Origin of the sequence: Citrobacter meridianamericanus (assembly GCF_041320245.1) — a bacterium.
Lineage (GTDB): Bacteria > Pseudomonadota > Gammaproteobacteria > Enterobacterales > Enterobacteriaceae > Citrobacter > Citrobacter meridianamericanus.
In genome coordinates, this window is record NZ_CP101036.1 from 4,291,265 (window position 1) to 4,306,062 (window position 14,798).

The 14,798-nt window shown below is 53.0% G+C and carries 14 protein-coding genes; 6 read left to right on the top strand and 8 right to left on the bottom strand.

The annotated features are described in order from the left end of the window. Positions 1-16: 16 nt before the first annotated feature. The 4 genes from rcsF (at position 17) to NMD08_RS21025 (ending at position 3,834) form a co-directional block, all read left to right on the top strand. On the top strand, positions 17-421 hold the full coding sequence (gene rcsF / locus NMD08_RS21010; protein ID WP_151216811.1) for an Rcs stress response system protein RcsF: 405 nt from the start codon (positions 17-19) through the stop codon (positions 419-421). Further along, positions 418-1,125: a tRNA (N6-threonylcarbamoyladenosine(37)-N6)-methyltransferase TrmO gene (tsaA, locus tag NMD08_RS21015; RefSeq protein WP_151216810.1), complete on the top strand. Its 708-nt coding sequence runs from the start codon at positions 418-420 to the stop codon at positions 1,123-1,125. Before rcsF ends, tsaA begins: the two co-directional genes overlap by 4 nt. Before the next feature lie 113 nt (positions 1,126-1,238). After that, a complete protein-coding gene (proS, locus tag NMD08_RS21020; RefSeq protein ID WP_151224590.1) occupies positions 1,239-2,957 on the top strand; it encodes a proline--tRNA ligase in 1,719 nt (572 codons plus the stop codon). A gap of 52 nt (positions 2,958-3,009) precedes the next feature. After that, entirely contained in the window at positions 3,010-3,834 is an 825-nt protein-coding gene (locus NMD08_RS21025) for a YaeF family permuted papain-like enzyme (RefSeq protein ID WP_151224589.1), read from the top strand. 47 nt (positions 3,835-3,881) lie between these two features. Here NMD08_RS21025 and nlpE read toward each other — a convergent pair whose 3' ends face one another. From nlpE to NMD08_RS21040, 3 genes are read right to left on the bottom strand one after another with little or no spacing between them, the layout of a single operon-like run. After that, entirely contained in the window at positions 3,882-4,583 is a 702-nt protein-coding gene (gene nlpE, locus NMD08_RS21030; RefSeq protein WP_151216807.1) for an envelope stress response activation lipoprotein NlpE, read from the bottom strand. 30 nt (positions 4,584-4,613) lie between these two features. Continuing rightward, positions 4,614-5,036 carry an alternative ribosome rescue aminoacyl-tRNA hydrolase ArfB gene (arfB, locus tag NMD08_RS21035; RefSeq protein WP_151224588.1) on the bottom strand — a complete coding sequence of 141 codons (423 nt, stop codon included), beginning with the start codon at positions 5,034-5,036 and terminating at the stop codon, positions 4,614-4,616. After that, positions 5,033-5,578 (bottom strand): YaeQ family protein, encoded by a 546-nt coding sequence (locus tag NMD08_RS21040; protein WP_151216805.1) that lies wholly within the window; start codon positions 5,576-5,578, stop codon positions 5,033-5,035. The genes arfB and NMD08_RS21040 overlap by 4 nt, the downstream gene beginning before the upstream one ends. Before the next feature lie 188 nt (positions 5,579-5,766). Here NMD08_RS21040 and NMD08_RS21045 point away from each other — a divergent pair, with 188 nt between their 5' ends. Both NMD08_RS21045 and rof read left to right on the top strand, forming a co-directional pair. Continuing rightward, positions 5,767-5,967, top strand: coding sequence for a YaeP family protein (locus NMD08_RS21045; protein ID WP_151216804.1), 201 nt, complete (start codon positions 5,767-5,769; stop codon positions 5,965-5,967). Next, entirely contained in the window at positions 5,954-6,214 is a 261-nt protein-coding gene (gene rof, locus NMD08_RS21050; protein WP_003018503.1) for a Rho-binding antiterminator, read from the top strand. Before NMD08_RS21045 ends, rof begins: the two co-directional genes overlap by 14 nt. Before the next feature lie 64 nt (positions 6,215-6,278). On the opposite strand, the gene tilS is transcribed toward rof, so the two are convergent. The 5 genes from tilS to dnaE all read right to left on the bottom strand — a co-directional run bounded on the left by tilS (position 6,279) and on the right by dnaE (position 14,781). After that, positions 6,279-7,571, bottom strand: coding sequence for a tRNA lysidine(34) synthetase TilS (gene tilS, locus NMD08_RS21055; RefSeq protein ID WP_370618977.1), 1,293 nt, complete (start codon positions 7,569-7,571; stop codon positions 6,279-6,281). 61 nt (positions 7,572-7,632) lie between these two features. Further along, the gene (locus NMD08_RS21060) at positions 7,633-8,022 is read right to left on the bottom strand and encodes a VOC family protein (RefSeq protein ID WP_151216802.1); all 390 of its coding nucleotides are present in this window, start codon (positions 8,020-8,022) and stop codon (positions 7,633-7,635) included. A gap of 66 nt (positions 8,023-8,088) precedes the next feature. Then, entirely contained in the window at positions 8,089-10,227 is a 2,139-nt protein-coding gene (ldcC, locus tag NMD08_RS21065; protein ID WP_370618979.1) for a lysine decarboxylase LdcC, read from the bottom strand. Between the two features lie 99 nt (positions 10,228-10,326). After that, complete coding sequence (gene accA / locus NMD08_RS21070) at positions 10,327-11,286, bottom strand: acetyl-CoA carboxylase carboxyl transferase subunit alpha (protein ID WP_061067282.1); 960 nt, start codon at positions 11,284-11,286, stop codon at positions 10,327-10,329. A gap of 12 nt (positions 11,287-11,298) precedes the next feature. After that, positions 11,299-14,781, bottom strand: a complete 3,483-nt coding sequence (dnaE, locus tag NMD08_RS21075) for a DNA polymerase III subunit alpha (RefSeq protein WP_370618981.1) — start codon at positions 14,779-14,781, stop codon at positions 11,299-11,301. Positions 14,782-14,798: the final 17 nt, after the last annotated feature.

Here is a 14,798-nt window from a genome sequence, read left to right on the forward strand (position 1 = left end):
TCATTGAGGAAATATTATGCGTGCTTTACCGATCTGTTTAGTAGCACTCATGCTGAGCGGCTGTTCTATGTTAAGCAGATCCCCTGTTGAACCCGTTCAAAGCACCGCGACCCCACCTAAAGCGGAGCCGGAAAAACCAAAAGCACCGCGCGCGACGCCGGTAAGAATCATTACTAACGCTGAAGATTTAGTGGGCAAACCGTTCCGCGATCTCGGCGAAGTCAGCGGCGAATCCTGCCAGGCATCCAACCAGGATTCCCCTCCAAGCATTCCAACCGCACGCAAACGCATGCAGATTAACGCATCTAAAATGAAAGCAAATGCGGTATTGCTGCACAGTTGCGAAGTAACCAGCGGAACGCCGGGTTGCTATCGCCAGGCGGTTTGTATCGGTTCTGCACTGAACATTACGGCGAAATGAGCCATTTTCAGTTCGAGCAAATAGGCGTTATCCGCTCACCTTATAAAGAAAAGTTCGCTGTTCCACGTCAGCCAGGTTTGGTGAAAAGTGCCAGCGGCGAACTGCATTTGCTCGCACCCTATAACCAGGCCGATGCCGTTCGCGGCCTGGAAGCCTTCAGTCATTTGTGGGTGATTTTTGTTTTTCACCAGACAATGGAGGGTGGATGGCGTCCAACCGTGCGCCCTCCTCGCCTGGGCGGCAACGCCAGAATGGGGGTCTTTGCCACGCGTTCAACGTTTCGTCCTAACCCTGTTGGCATGTCGTTAGTTGAGCTGCGGGGTATTCGCTGTCATAAAGAGCATGTAATCCTTGAGCTCGGTGGACTGGATCTTGTTGATGGCACGCCGGTCATTGATATTAAACCGTATCTGCCGTTTGCCGAGTCGCTGCCCGACGCGCGCGCCAGCTATGCACAGAATGCCCCCCAGGCCAGCGTAGACGTGACGTTCAGTGACGAACTTGCTGAGCAACTACCAACGCTCGAAAAGCGTTATCCGCATCTTCGTCAGTTTATTGCCGAAGTGCTGGCGCAGGATCCGCGTCCTGCCTACCGTAAAAATGAGGAAGAAGGCAAAACCTATGCCGTCTGGCTGCTGGACTTTAACGTCCGCTGGCGCGTCACGCCGGCAGGATTTGAGGTCTTTGCGCTGGAAGCCCGCTAATTTGCGTCGTGTACTCTTTTGACATCCCTTTCTCGCTGGTAAACTAAACCACTTTTGTTTTGTGCCAGGCTCGTTTTGAGCCTGTTCGATCGTTCAACTGGAACCGTAACAACATGCGTACTAGCCAATATCTGCTCTCCACTCTGAAGGAGACACCTGCCGACGCCGAAGTCATCAGCCACCAGCTGATGCTGCGCGCCGGGATGATCCGCAAGCTGGCCTCCGGGTTATATACCTGGCTGCCGACCGGCGTGCGCGTCCTGAAAAAAGTCGAAAACATCGTGCGTGAAGAAATGAACAACGCCGGTGCGATCGAGGTGTTGATGCCGGTCGTTCAGCCTTCTGAACTGTGGGAAGAGAGCGGCCGTTGGGAACAATACGGCCCGGAACTGCTGCGTATTGCTGACCGTGGCGATCGTTCGTTTGTACTCGGCCCAACGCATGAAGAAGTGATCACCGACCTGATCCGTAATGAGCTGAGCTCTTACAAACAGCTGCCGCTGAACTTCTATCAGATCCAGACTAAATTCCGTGACGAAGTCCGTCCGCGTTTTGGCGTGATGCGCTCCCGTGAATTCCTGATGAAAGATGCCTACTCTTTCCATACTTCTCAGGAATCCCTGCAGGAAACGTATGATGCGATGTATACCGCATATAGCAAAATCTTCAGCCGTATGGGCCTGGATTTCCGTGCAGTACAGGCTGACACCGGCTCCATCGGCGGCAATGCCTCTCATGAATTCCAGGTACTGGCGCAGAGCGGCGAAGATGACGTGATCTTCTCTGACTCCTCCGACTACGCGGCCAACATTGAATTTGCCGAAGCGCTTGCGCCGAAAGAACCGCGCGCGGCGGCAACCCAGGAAATGACGCTGGTTGATACGCCGAACGCGAAAACCATCGCCGAGCTGGTTGAACAGTTCAACCTGCCGATCGAGAAAACCGTGAAAACCCTGCTGGTGAAAGCGGTTGAAGGCAGCAAATCTCCGTTGATTGCCCTGCTGGTTCGCGGCGATCACGAGCTGAACGAAGTCAAAGCGGAAAAATTGCCGCAGGTTGCCAGTCCGCTGACCTTCGCCACCGAAGAAGAAATTCGCGCGTTGGTGAAAGCAGGTCCGGGATCTCTGGGTCCGGTGAACATGCCGATTCCGGTAGTTATCGACCGTACCGTTGCGGTAATGAGCGATTTTGCCGCCGGCGCCAACATCGACGGTAAGCACTATTTCGGTATCAACTGGGATCGCGACGTGGCGACGCCGGAAGTAGCTGACATCCGTAACGTGGTTGCAGGCGACCCGAGCCCGGACGGTCAAGGTACGCTGATGATCAAACGCGGTATCGAAGTGGGCCACATCTTCCAGTTGGGTACCAAATACTCTGAAGCGATGAAAGCCGCCGTTCAGGGCGAAGATGGCCGTAACCAGACGCTGACCATGGGCTGCTACGGCATCGGTGTCACTCGCGTGGTTGCTGCAGCTATTGAACAGAACTTTGACGATCGCGGCATTGTATGGCCAGACGCTATCGCGCCTTTCCAGGTGGCGATTCTGCCGATGAACATGCACAAATCCTACCGCGTTCAGGAGCTGGCTGAGAAGCTGTACGCTGAACTGCGCGCGCAGGGTATCGAAGTGCTGATGGACGATCGTAAAGAGCGTCCGGGCGTGATGTTCGCCGATATGGAGCTGATCGGTATTCCGCACACTATCGTGCTGGGCGACCGTAACCTCGACAACGACGATATCGAATATAAATACCGTCGTAATGGCGAGAAGCAGCTGATTAAAACAGGTGACATCGTCGACTACCTGGTCAAAGCTATTAAAGGCTAATACCAGCGCAAGGCCCTGAGGATCAGGGCCTTTTTTACATGGATTGTATAAAATGCTTAAACCAATGGCGTATTACCGCCTGCACCTCCTCTTCTGTCTTCTGCTTTCAGCCTGCACGATTGACGTCAGTCAGCAAAATTCATCGGCAAAGGCTGTTGATGCCCAGGCAAAGAAATGGGAGGTAAAACTCCAGCATCAAAGCTCATTTACCGATCAAGCGCTGCATGAAATTACTGATACCGACCTCAGGCCAGGCGACCTGCTATTCTCCTCCAGTCTTGGGGTGACCTCATTGGGTATTCGCGCGTTCAGCACCTCTTCTGTCAGCCATGTGGCCGTTTACCTTGGCGGTAATGAAGTTGCCGAAGCGACCGGGGCGGGAGTACAAATCGTTTCGCTCAAAAAGGCTGAAAATCACAGTGATAAGCTTTTTGCTCTGCGGGTACCCGACCTCACACCGCAGCAGGCCGAAGAAATCAAAACATTCGCTTATAAAATCAAAGATAGCGGCTATAACTACCGCGGCATCGTCGAATTTATTCCGTTTATGGTGACCCGGCAAATATGTTCGTTGAATCCTTTCTCAGCGGATTTTCGCCAGCAATGCGTTAGCGGGCTGGCAAAAGCCCAGTTGAGCAATATCAGCGAGGGAGAAAAGAAGGCGTGGTTTTGCTCCGAATTCGTAACCGATGCGTTTGCCACCGCCGGACACCCGCTAACGCTGGCGCAGTCGGGCTGGATTAGCCCTTCCGACCTGATGCATATGCGCGAAGGTGATATTTCCGCGTTTAAGTCTGAAACGCAGCTACAGTATGTCGGCCACCTGAAATTAGGGATTTATATCAAAACCAGCCGTTTTGTTGGATTGACCCGATAAGGAAAAACTGCCCGGGCGATCGCCGGACAGTTTTTATAAGCAGCAGATCAATCAGCGCAACTCTGGCCAGGGATAAACTTAATTTCTTTATCCGCTCTTAAGGTTTTCACTGGCGCGCCCGTATCAGGATTTTCTTCCATCGTGAAGTGCCCTTCCACCGTAAGCAGAACTGCCTTATCCGTTGCACCACGCGCAGTCAGATAATCTCGCTCCAGTTGTGCATTGTTCGCGACAGAGACTCTTTTACCCGTCGCACAATCAGTGAAAGTTGCCGCGTCAGCCATATAGAAGTACATCCCTCGCATCGGCATTGGCGTCACCGGTAAGCTGGCGGAAACTGGCTGGAGGGTGTAGTTGAACTGCGACTCTATCGGATTACCTTCACGATCGAGCATTTCCAGCGCTTCACCTTTTGCGCGGTAGTACGATTTTTCGCCTTTACTGTCCGTCAGGACCAGTTTGTCGGCTGTACGCGCCCATGTGCCATAAGAGGCAAAAGAGGACGGTTCATCCCGTACGCCCTGGTAGCGTTCGTTCATCACCCATGTGCCGTCTTTTTCCAGGAACAGAGAAGTTTCAATCCCTTCGCAGTCCGCGCAAGGCAAAATGCCGCGCCAGCTTTGCTGCATCGGTTTTAATTCTGCCGCCCGCGTCGGCTGTAGTACTTCGACTTCAGTACGGTTGTTACAGCCGATCAAGGAAAAGAGCGTACATGCAGCGACTACAGACAATATTGCTGTTTTCACTATGAATTCCTTATAAATTTTAATTCCCGCTCGTCAGTCTTGCGTTCGACGAACTTTCCCGCGCAGTGCCTTCACTGTGGATTTTTGCGCCTTCGATGACAACCTGCGCTCTTTCGAGGCGCGCGTAGGGCGAGTTGCCTGTCGGCTTTTTTGCACCGCGGTTAATTCTTTTATCACCGCCACCAGCCGGGAGATTGCCGCTTCCCGATTTAGCTCCTGGCTACGGTATTCCTGCGCCTTAATGATAATCACGCCATCGCCTGTAATCAGATGATGGCTGGCAGCCAGCAAACGTTCCTTATAATACTCTGGCAGCCCAGAGGCCCGAATGTCAAAGCGCAAATGGATAGCCGTCGAGGTCTTATTAACGTGCTGACCGCCCGCGCCCTGTGCCCGAATCGCCGTGATTTCCAGCTCGTTATCTGGGATAGCGACATTTCGGGATATAACGATCATGAACGCGGCTGCCACGCGGCCAGATGAACTTCCAGATTATTCTGAGAATCGGACAGCCAGATAGCACCGTCCTGAATAGTCGCCTGTAGCGCCATTGTACGACCAGCAAAGTCACTCAGCTGTGCAAGCTGTTCATCATCCAGATACCACACGGTAAGATTTTTAAACTGCGCACACTTGCTCTGGTTTTGCTGCCACCAGATCTGAGCCGCACGGCTGTTGTAAGCAAACAGGGCTACCTCAGCGGACTGGGTACAGGCTTTCTTAATACGACGCTCATCCGGCAGACCCAACTCAATCCAGAGATCGATGCCCAGATGGTCGTTACGCAACCATGCTTCAGGCTCATCCTCCGCACTCAGGCCACGCGTGAACTGCAACCGTTCATCGGCATATTTAATCCAGGCCAGCAGACGCAGCATCATGCGTTCCTGGGTTTCAGAGGGATGACGCGCCAGCGTCAAGGCCGCGTCGAGGAACTGGTTGCGGTCAAGATCCGCGACGTTGACAACGGCTTTATAAATTGTCGCTTTAAGCGCCATGAGAGAACTCCTTTCGAATCAGGCGCACATTGTAGCGAAAACTACGGCAAAAGGCTGCTAACTGCTCCTGTATCAAGGCGCTGATATTGCTTGAATGAGTATGGTATAGTCACCTTGCTAAACAGAGTTTATCTTCGTAGGCTTAGACTTGCATCCACGGTTAAGTCAGAGTGCTGACAGGAGGGCATGTGGAAAAATATTGTGAGTTAATACGCAAGCGGTACGCGGAAATCGCCAGCGGAGATTTAGGGTATATCCCGGATGCGCTGGGTTGCGTATTGAAGGTGCTTAATGAAGTGGCGACAGACAACGCCCTTCCAGAGTCGGTCAGGGAAAAAGCGGCCTATGCTGCCGCGAACTTACTGGTGAGCGATTATGTCAATGAATGAAACATATCAACCCATCAACTGCGATGATTACGATAATCTAGAACTCGCCTGCCAGCACCATTTGTTACTGACACTGGCGCTAAAAGATGGCGAAGTTTTGCAGGCGAAAGCGAATGACCTGGTTTCACGCAAAAACGTGGAATATCTGGTCGCAGATGTCGCGGGCGAAACCCGGGAGCTTCGCCTCGACAAAATTGCCAGCTTCAGCCACCCGCAAATCGGTACCGTGGTAGTCAGCGAATCTTAACTTTTCTTGCACCTTATCCGGCCTACACATCCTCTGGAGAGTAGGCCGAATAAGCGCAGCACCATCAGACATGCCAAATCAGACTTACACCTTCTTCATCTACCGCCGCGCCCTCACGCGTCACAAAAACACCTGCAGCTGCAATCAACGTTTCACCATAAAACAGCAACGGCGTGGTATCTCGTCGCCAGGGTGGGATCCCCTGTTCCTGCCAGATTTTCTTTAATTTCCGCCCACCGTTACGCCCGACAATATGCAATACTCCTGGCGCTTTAAAACGGATGCTGACAGCTTCATCCGCTTGCGGCATGCGCAATTCACCAGCAGAGATGAGCTGCACCGAGCCTAACCCGGCAGGCAGCGTCAGCGGCGTTTTCCAACATGGCCACGGAAGAACGGTTTCGCTTTGACCGTGGTTCGATTTAACCCACCACAGCTGTGACTGATAGCGACGAACCGCGTATTCTCCAAGGCGAAAACAGGGCGCAGCATCTTCCCGTGCCAACGCAACTTCCTGCCAAATACGTTCCAGCCCATCACGGGAAGGCATCGGCGCATTTAATCCCGCCAGCCAACGACGAAGCAGAGCGGCACGCCGCACATCGCTCATCACCATTAACGGTGCCAGTAACAGTGCGCCATGGGATGTGACGCAGTTGGCTAAATCGTTGGCCAGCAATTCATCCAGTAAACTTTCCTGCTCAGCGCACAGCGCGGCGCTACGGGCCGTGGCTTGTGCGAAGTGCGGCCAGCGCTGTTGGAGTAAGGGGGTAACGCGCAATCTGAGAAAATTGCGATCGTAGGTATCATCCTGATTGCTTTCATCTTCTATCCAGCATAATTCATGCTGTCGCGCCCATGCTTCAAGCGCCTCTCGCGTTTGCGCCAGCAACGGTCGAATCAGTTGGGTTCCGGCAAACGGTGAGCTTTCCCCCATGGCGGAAAGTCCGGCGGGACCACTGCCGCGCTTAAGCGCCAGCAGGAAAGTTTCACACTGGTCATCCAGATGCTGGGCGGTCATCAGCACCTCACCCGGGAGTAAAGTCTGCGCAAATGCCTGATAGCGTGCTCGCCGCGCCTGAGCTTCAATGCCCAGCCCATCATCCTCAAGATGGACCCGCTCAACCACCAGCGGCACCTGCCACTGCGCACATACCGACTCACAGTGTTGCACCCAACCCTCTGCATGGGGGCTTAATCCGTGATGAATATGGATTGCGCGCAACACAACCCCAGGATTTTGTGCTCGCCACAGCACTAACTGATGCAACAGCACGGTAGAGTCCAGCCCGCCGCTAAAGGCGACCAGAATCGATTGGGAATTCAGCAGTGCAGTGTTCAACGTGAGTGTCGTCATGATGGTTTCTTACAATGGCATTGCCCGGCACGTTACCGGGCAAACGCCACAATGACAAGCCTTACAGCTCGTACAGTTCGAGGGGTAATCCGTCCGGGTCGTTAAAAAACGTAAAGCGTTTGCCGGTAAACGGATCGATTCGCACGGATTCGCACTTCACCTGGTGAGCTTCCAGGTGCGCGATCGCTTTTTCCACGTCATCTACGCTGAACGCCAGATGGCGCAAACCGCAAGCTTCCGGGCGGCTCGGGCGGCACGGCGGAAACGGAAAAGAAAACAGCTCAATCACATACTGTCCGTTCAATGCCAAATCGCCTTTCCAGGAATCACGTTCTTCCCGGTAGGCTTCGCTGATTAGCGTAAAGCCCAGCACATCACAGTAAAATCTCTTACTCGCCGCATAGTCTGTCGCAATAATGGCAATATGGTGAACCTGTTTTAATCCCAGCATAGCGTCATCGCCTCTTTCTTTTTTCTTTCAAAACGTTACTCGTGCGTAACAAGGTCAGGCAAGTCGTTATGCCATTTTCAGGACTCTCACGCGATACACACCATCCTCACCCAGTTTAGCGCCATGGATATCGGTTTCAAATCCAGGATAATGTTGCCCCACCGAACACAGCATCAGCAGAAAATCGAGCACCGTCCGGCTTTTCTCCGTGATCATTTCCCCTGGCATCAACAACGGCACGCCGGGAGGATAAGGCAGGATCATATTAGCGGAAACACGCCCCACCAGTTGATCGAGCGTCACCGTTTCGACTTCACCTTTGATCTGCCGCTGCCAGGCCTGGTGCGGCGTCATTTTCATTTCCGGTAAGGTATCAAACGCCCGCAACATCAGCCCAGAGAGATCGTGCTGGCGGATCAGTTTGTGGATCCCCAGCGCCAGCTCCTGAATACGCATATTACGATAGAAATCAGGATCTTCGGCATACAGATCCGGCAGCATATTTTTCACGCGTAAATTCAGGTCGTATGAACGTTTAAATTCCGTCAGGCCGCGTAGCAGCCCCATCGCCCGGGTTTTATCAATACCAATACTGAACAGGAACAACAGATTATACGGCCCTGTTTTCTCAACGACGACGCCGCGTTCATCGAGGAATTTCGCCACCAGAGCCGCGGGGATCCCCTCTTCGCTCATATTTCCTTGCTCATCCATCCCCGGTGTCAGAATGGTAACTTTCACCGGATCGAGGAACATGTGGTCGGCATCAGCATCGACAAATCCGTGCCAGTCTTCGCCTGGCGCTACCGGCCAGCACTCTGCTTCATCTACCTTTTCCGGCTGCCAGATATCAAAGAACCAACCATCTGACTCTTCTCGCAGCCGCTGGACTTCCTTACGGAAATGCAGCGCCCTCTCAACCGAACGATTGATCAGGCGCTTGCCTGAATTGCCACGAAGCATTGCCGCCGCCGTTTCGATAGACGCAACAATCGGGTAGCTCGGCGAAGTGGAGGTGTGCATCATAAAGGCTTCGTTGAACGTCTCTTCATCGTAGTCGCCCTTAATGTGGATTAACGAAGCCTGTGACAATGCCGCCAACATTTTGTGGGTAGACTGGGTTTCAAAAATCACCTTCCCTGGCACCCGCTCGCCGCTCATTCCGCTTTTCCCCTGATAGATCGGATGAAAATGGGTATATGGCACCCAGGCAGAATCAAAATGAATGGAGGGCACATCCAGGGTTTGCTTGATCCAGTTAGTGTTATACAACAGACCGTCATAAGTGGAATTGGTGATGACCGCGTGGACTGGCCATTTCGCCTGAGGGCTCTCTTCTACCTTACGTTCTATGCTTTCACGAGTGAATTCCCGACGGGGTATACCGCCGAGGATCCCCAGCGCATTACGGGTAGGCTTCAGCCAGATTGGCACCACATCGCTCATCATCAGCAAATGCGCCAGCGATTTATGGCAGTTGCGATCAATCAGGAGCGTACTGCCTGAAGGCGCGGCATACATGCCGACAATCTTGTTCGACGTTGAGGTGCCGTTAGTCACCATATAGCTCTGTTCAGCGCCAAAGGTACGTGCGATGTACTCCTCGGCTTCCAGATGCGGACCGGTATGATCCAACAACGAGCCCAACTCAGTCACGGAAATGGACACATCGGCCTTCAGCGTGTTACCGCCAAAGAAATCATAGAACAGACAGCCGACCGGGCTTTTCTGGTACGCCGTTCCCGCCATATGGCCCGGCGTGCAAAAGGTATACTTCCCTTCCTTCACATAGGTAAACAGCGCTTTGGTAAAAGGTGGCGTGATGTTGTCGAGGTATTCATTGGTATACTGGCGAATACGCGTAGCAATATCGTCAGACTGGCCCAATGCGTACTCAAAGAACCACAGCGCCATGCGTAGGTCGTGTGCGCTGACATCCATCGTCGAATGAGTATTAATAAAAGCGTAGAGCGGGAGATACTCATTGAGCTGATTGATGTCACTACACAGATCCAGACTGTATTCATCCCAGTCAAAAATGACGCCGCAAATTCGCGGGTTATGCTCGATAAACTTCAGCAGGTCGACGCTATTCTGCGGCCAGATAATCTGAAATCCCTGCTGCTGCAGCGCACGTTCAAGCTCCTTGATGGGCTCATCTTTATAAAAGACGCCATGCGGTCCCATGATGGCAATGATATTCATGCGTTCCTCCTGGAAAAACCTTAGTTAAGCATAGCATGGTCAAACTGCAGGTAAAAAAAAGGGCCACAGCGTTGTGGCCCTTTTCAGAATTAATGCAGTTTACGCGTAACCATAGCTCATCAGACGCTGGTAACGACGGTTTTTCAAATCTTCTTTGCTTAACACGTCAAGATCGGCGAGATCGGCCAGCAGCTGTGCTTTCAGGGACGCAGCCATCACTTCCGGGTTACGATGGGCGCCGCCCAGCGGTTCCGGGATAATAGAGTCAATCAACTTCAGCTCTTTCAAACGTGGGGCGATGATGCCCATCGCTTCTGCGGCCAGCGGCGCTTTGTCGGCGCTTTTCCACAGAATGGATGCGCAGCCTTCCGGAGAGATAACGGAATAGGTGCTGTACTGCAGCATATTCACTTTATCGCCCACGCCGATCGCCAGTGCGCCGCCGGAGCCACCTTCACCGATAACGGTACAGATAACCGGCACACTCAGACGCGACATTTCACGCAGGTTGCGCGCAATCGCTTCAGACTGACCACGCTCTTCCGCGCCTACGCCCGGGTATGCCCCAGGGGTGTCGATGAAGGTAATGATCGGCATATTGAAACGTTCAGCCATTTCCATCAGACGCAGCGCTTTGCGATAGCCTTCCGGCGCTGGCATGCCAAAATTACGACGGATTTTTTCTTTGGTCTCACGGCCTTTCTGATGACCAATGATCATCACCGGACGGCCATCCAGACGCGCGATGCCGCCGACAATTGCTTTATCATCCGCATAGGCACGATCGCCCGCCAGCTCATCAAATTCATCAAATGCCAGGCGGACATAATCCAGGGTGTACGGACGCTGTGGATGGCGCGCCAGTTGGGCTACCTGCCATGCGCCAAGATCGGCGAAGATTTTACGCGTCAGTTCTACGCTTTTTTCACGCAGACGATGCACTTCTTCATCGATGTTAATATCCAGTTTCTCATCCTGACGGCTAACCGCAGTCAGAGAATCGATTTTTGCTTCCAGCTCTGCAATCGGCTGTTCAAAATCAAGGAAATTCAGACTCATAGTATTCCTGTATTAGTCAAACTCCAGTTCCACCTGCTCCGAACCAATAAGGCCACGGAGATCGTTTAGCAAACGATCGCTCGGAGAGACACGCCACGTTGCGCCAAAACGCAATCGCGCACGCGCATCCGCCCTCTGATAGTAGAGATGTACTGGAATTGTCCCAGAGCGGTGGGGTTCCAGAGACTGACGGAGTCGGTTTAAAAGCTGGTCATCAATTTGCCTGTCCGTCAGCGAGATAGCAAGCCCGCGAGCATATTTTTCCCGGGCTTCGTCAATATCCATGACTTCACGGGCCATCATTTTAAGCCCGCCGCTGAAGTCATCAAAGCTGACCTGTCCGCTGACGATAAGTATGCGGTCTTTTTCCAGCAATTGCTGGTATTTATCCAGAGCATCGGTAAATAACATCACTTCCAGACGCCCGGAACGGTCATCCAGTGTACAGATGCCGATACGATTGCCGCGCTTGGTGACCATTACCCGCGCAGCAATGACGAGCCCCGCAGCCGTGGTGACTTTACCACGTTCTGTCGGATGCATGTCTTTCAGCCTGTGGCCTCCAACATAGCGCTCAATTTCTTTTAAATACTGATTGATAGGGTGTCCCGTCAGGTAAAGACCTAACGTTTCACGCTCACCGTCTAATACCACCTGCTCCGGCCACGGTGTACAGTTGGCATAAGACTGTTCAATTTGTTCCGGCTCTTCCGCCAGTACGCCAAACATATCCGCCTGACCAATTGCCTCGGCTTTCGCATGCTGATCGGCGGCTTTTAGGGCATCGCTGAGTGAGTTCATCAACGCCGCACGATGCGGACCAAGGCGGTCAAACGCCCCGGACATGATTAACTTTTCCAGCACCCGGCGGTTAAGTTTTTTGATATCCGTACGCGCACAAAGATCAAATAGTTCGCGGAAGTAACCGCCTTCATTTCGCGCCTCAATAATAGCCTCAATTGGCCCTTCACCCACGCCTTTTATCGCGCCGATGCCGTAGACAATCTCGCCATCATCATTCACGTGAAAATGATAAAGCCCGGAGTTGATGTCCGGTGGCAGGATTTTGAGCCCCATGCGCCAGCATTCATCCACCAGTCCGACGACTTTCTCGGTGTTATCCATATCGGCGGTCATTACCGCCGCCATAAATTCGGCAGGGTAATGCGCCTTCAGCCACAGCGTCTGGTAGGAGACCAGCGCATAGGCTGCGGAGTGCGATTTGTTAAATCCGTAACCGGCGAATTTCTCCACCAGGTCAAAGATTTTCATCGCCAGTTCGCCGTCGACGCCGCGCTTTTTCGCCCCTTCTTCAAAGGTACCGCGCTGCTTAGCCATCTCTTCCGGTTTTTTCTTACCCATCGCACGACGCAGCATATCCGCGCCGCCAAGGGTGTATCCGGACAGCTCCTGGGCAATCTGCATAACCTGTTCCTGATACAGGATAATGCCGTAGGTCGGCTCCAGTACCGGTTTCAGACACTCATGCTGCCATTGTACGTCCGGGTAGGAAATCTCTTCACGACCATGCTTACGGTCGATAAAGTTATCTACCATCCCCGACTGTAGCGGACCAGGTCGGAACAGAGCCACCAGTGCGATCATATCTTCGAAGCAGTCAGGCTGCAGACGTTTGATCAGATCTTTCATGCCGCGGGATTCAAGCTGGAACACCGCCGTGGTCTCCGAACGTTGCAGCATGTCGAAGCTTTTTTTGTCATCCAGCGGGATAGCGGCGATATCCAACGGCGGTTCACCGTTCTTTTCACGGCGCGCGTTGATCATTTCCAACGCCCAGTTGATGATGGTGAGCGTACGCAGACCGAGGAAGTCGAACTTCACGAGGCCGGCGTATTCCACGTCGTTTTTATCAAACTGGGTGACCGGGTGCAGCCCCTGCTCATCACAGTACAGCGGCGCAAAATCAGTAATTTTGGTCGGTGCTATAACCACGCCACCGGCGTGCTTACCAGCGTTACGCGTGACGCCTTCCAGCTTGCGCGCCATATCGATCAGCGCTCTAACCTCTTCATCTGCCTCATAGATTTCCGGCAGTTGAGGTTCAGCTTCAAAGGCTTTGGCCAGCGTCATGCCCGGGTCGGGCGGCACCAGTTTCGAAATACGGTCAACGAAGCCATACGGGTGACCCAGTACGCGGCCCACGTCACGGATAACCGCTTTTGCCGCCATCGTACCGAAGGTAATAATCTGCGAAACCGCATCACGACCGTACATTTCCGCCACGTGTTCAATGACCTGGTCACGTTTTTCCATACAGAAATCAACGTCAAAATCGGGCATTGAAACACGTTCCGGGTTAAGGAAACGTTCGAACAGCAGGTCAAATTCCAGCGGATCAAGGTCGGTAATTTTCAGCGCGTAGGCGACCAGCGAACCAGCACCAGAACCACGTCCCGGGCCTACCGGTACGCCGTTATCTTTCGACCACTGGATAAACTCCATAACGATCAGGAAGTAACCCGGGAAGCCCATCTGGTTGATAACTTTAAGTTCAACTTCCAGACGTTCGTCATAAGGCGGTCGCTTCTGCGCGCGAACTTCAGGATCCGGGAATAAAAACGCCAGACGCTCTTCCAGACCTTCGCGTGATTTTGCCACAAGGAAATCCTCGGTGGTCATATCACCAGTCGGGAACTGTGGCAGGAAATACTCACCCAGACGCACCGTCACGTTACAGCGCTTGGCTATCTCAACAGTGTTTTGCAACGCCTCCGGGATATCGGAGAATAGATCGCACATCTCATCTTCGCTGCGCATGTACTGCTGCGGCGAATAATTACGCGGTCGTTTTGGATCATCAAGGGTAAACCCGTCGTGGATTGCCACGCGGATTTCATGCGCGTCAAAATCACCGGTTTCAAGGAAGCGAACATCGTTGGTCGCCACCACCGGAAGACCACGCGTTTCAGCCAGTTCTACCGCAGCATGCAGATAATTTTCTTCATCCTGCCTGCCGGTGCGAATCAGTTCTAAAAAATAGCAATCAGGAAAATGTTCTTCATAAAACGCCACGCACTCATCAACCAGTGCGCTATTGCCGCGCAGCAGGCTGCGCCCGACGTCGCCCATACGACCGCCGGAGAGCAAAATCAAACCTTCTTTTAGTTCGATCAGCCAGTCTCTGTCGATGACAGGTCCTTCTGCGCCATAGCCACGCTGATAGGCTTTCGATATCAACAACGTCAGGTTCTGATAGCCGGTATTGTTAGCGGCCAGCACGGTGAGTTGCGTGAGTTCATCACCCAATAGCTCACTGCGGACATGAAAATCTGCACCAACAATCGGTTTAATGCCGGCGCCGTGACCCGCTCCGTAAAACTTCACCAGACCACACAGGTTGGTAAAATCGGTGATCGCCAGCGCAGGCATGCCTAACGCGGCCGCCTTTTTTACCAGCGGCCCGGTTTTCGCCAGCCCATCGATCATGGAGTAGTCGCTGTGCACCCGCAGGTGGACGAAACGAGGTTCAGACATCTTCAGATTCCTTCGAC

Coding starts and splice junctions, on each gene's coding strand:
- tilS (WP_370618977.1), bottom strand. CDS start 7,571: ATGACGACACTCACGTTGAACACTGCACTGCTGAATTCCCAATCGATT.
- rof (WP_003018503.1), top strand. CDS start 5,954: ATGTCAATGAATGAAACATATCAACCCATCAACTGCGATGATTACGAT.
- accA (WP_061067282.1), bottom strand. CDS start 11,286: ATGAGTCTGAATTTCCTTGATTTTGAACAGCCGATTGCAGAGCTGGAA.
- arfB (WP_151224588.1), bottom strand. CDS start 5,036: ATGATCGTTATATCCCGAAATGTCGCTATCCCAGATAACGAGCTGGAA.
- NMD08_RS21025 (WP_151224589.1), top strand. CDS start 3,010: ATGCTTAAACCAATGGCGTATTACCGCCTGCACCTCCTCTTCTGTCTT.
- ldcC (WP_370618979.1), bottom strand. CDS start 10,227: ATGAATATCATTGCCATCATGGGACCGCATGGCGTCTTTTATAAAGAT.
- dnaE (WP_370618981.1), bottom strand. CDS start 14,781: ATGTCTGAACCTCGTTTCGTCCACCTGCGGGTGCACAGCGACTACTCC.
- proS (WP_151224590.1), top strand. CDS start 1,239: ATGCGTACTAGCCAATATCTGCTCTCCACTCTGAAGGAGACACCTGCC.
- NMD08_RS21040 (WP_151216805.1), bottom strand. CDS start 5,578: ATGGCGCTTAAAGCGACAATTTATAAAGCCGTTGTCAACGTCGCGGAT.
- NMD08_RS21060 (WP_151216802.1), bottom strand. CDS start 8,022: ATGCTGGGATTAAAACAGGTTCACCATATTGCCATTATTGCGACAGAC.
- tsaA (WP_151216810.1), top strand. CDS start 418: ATGAGCCATTTTCAGTTCGAGCAAATAGGCGTTATCCGCTCACCTTAT.
- rcsF (WP_151216811.1), top strand. CDS start 17: ATGCGTGCTTTACCGATCTGTTTAGTAGCACTCATGCTGAGCGGCTGT.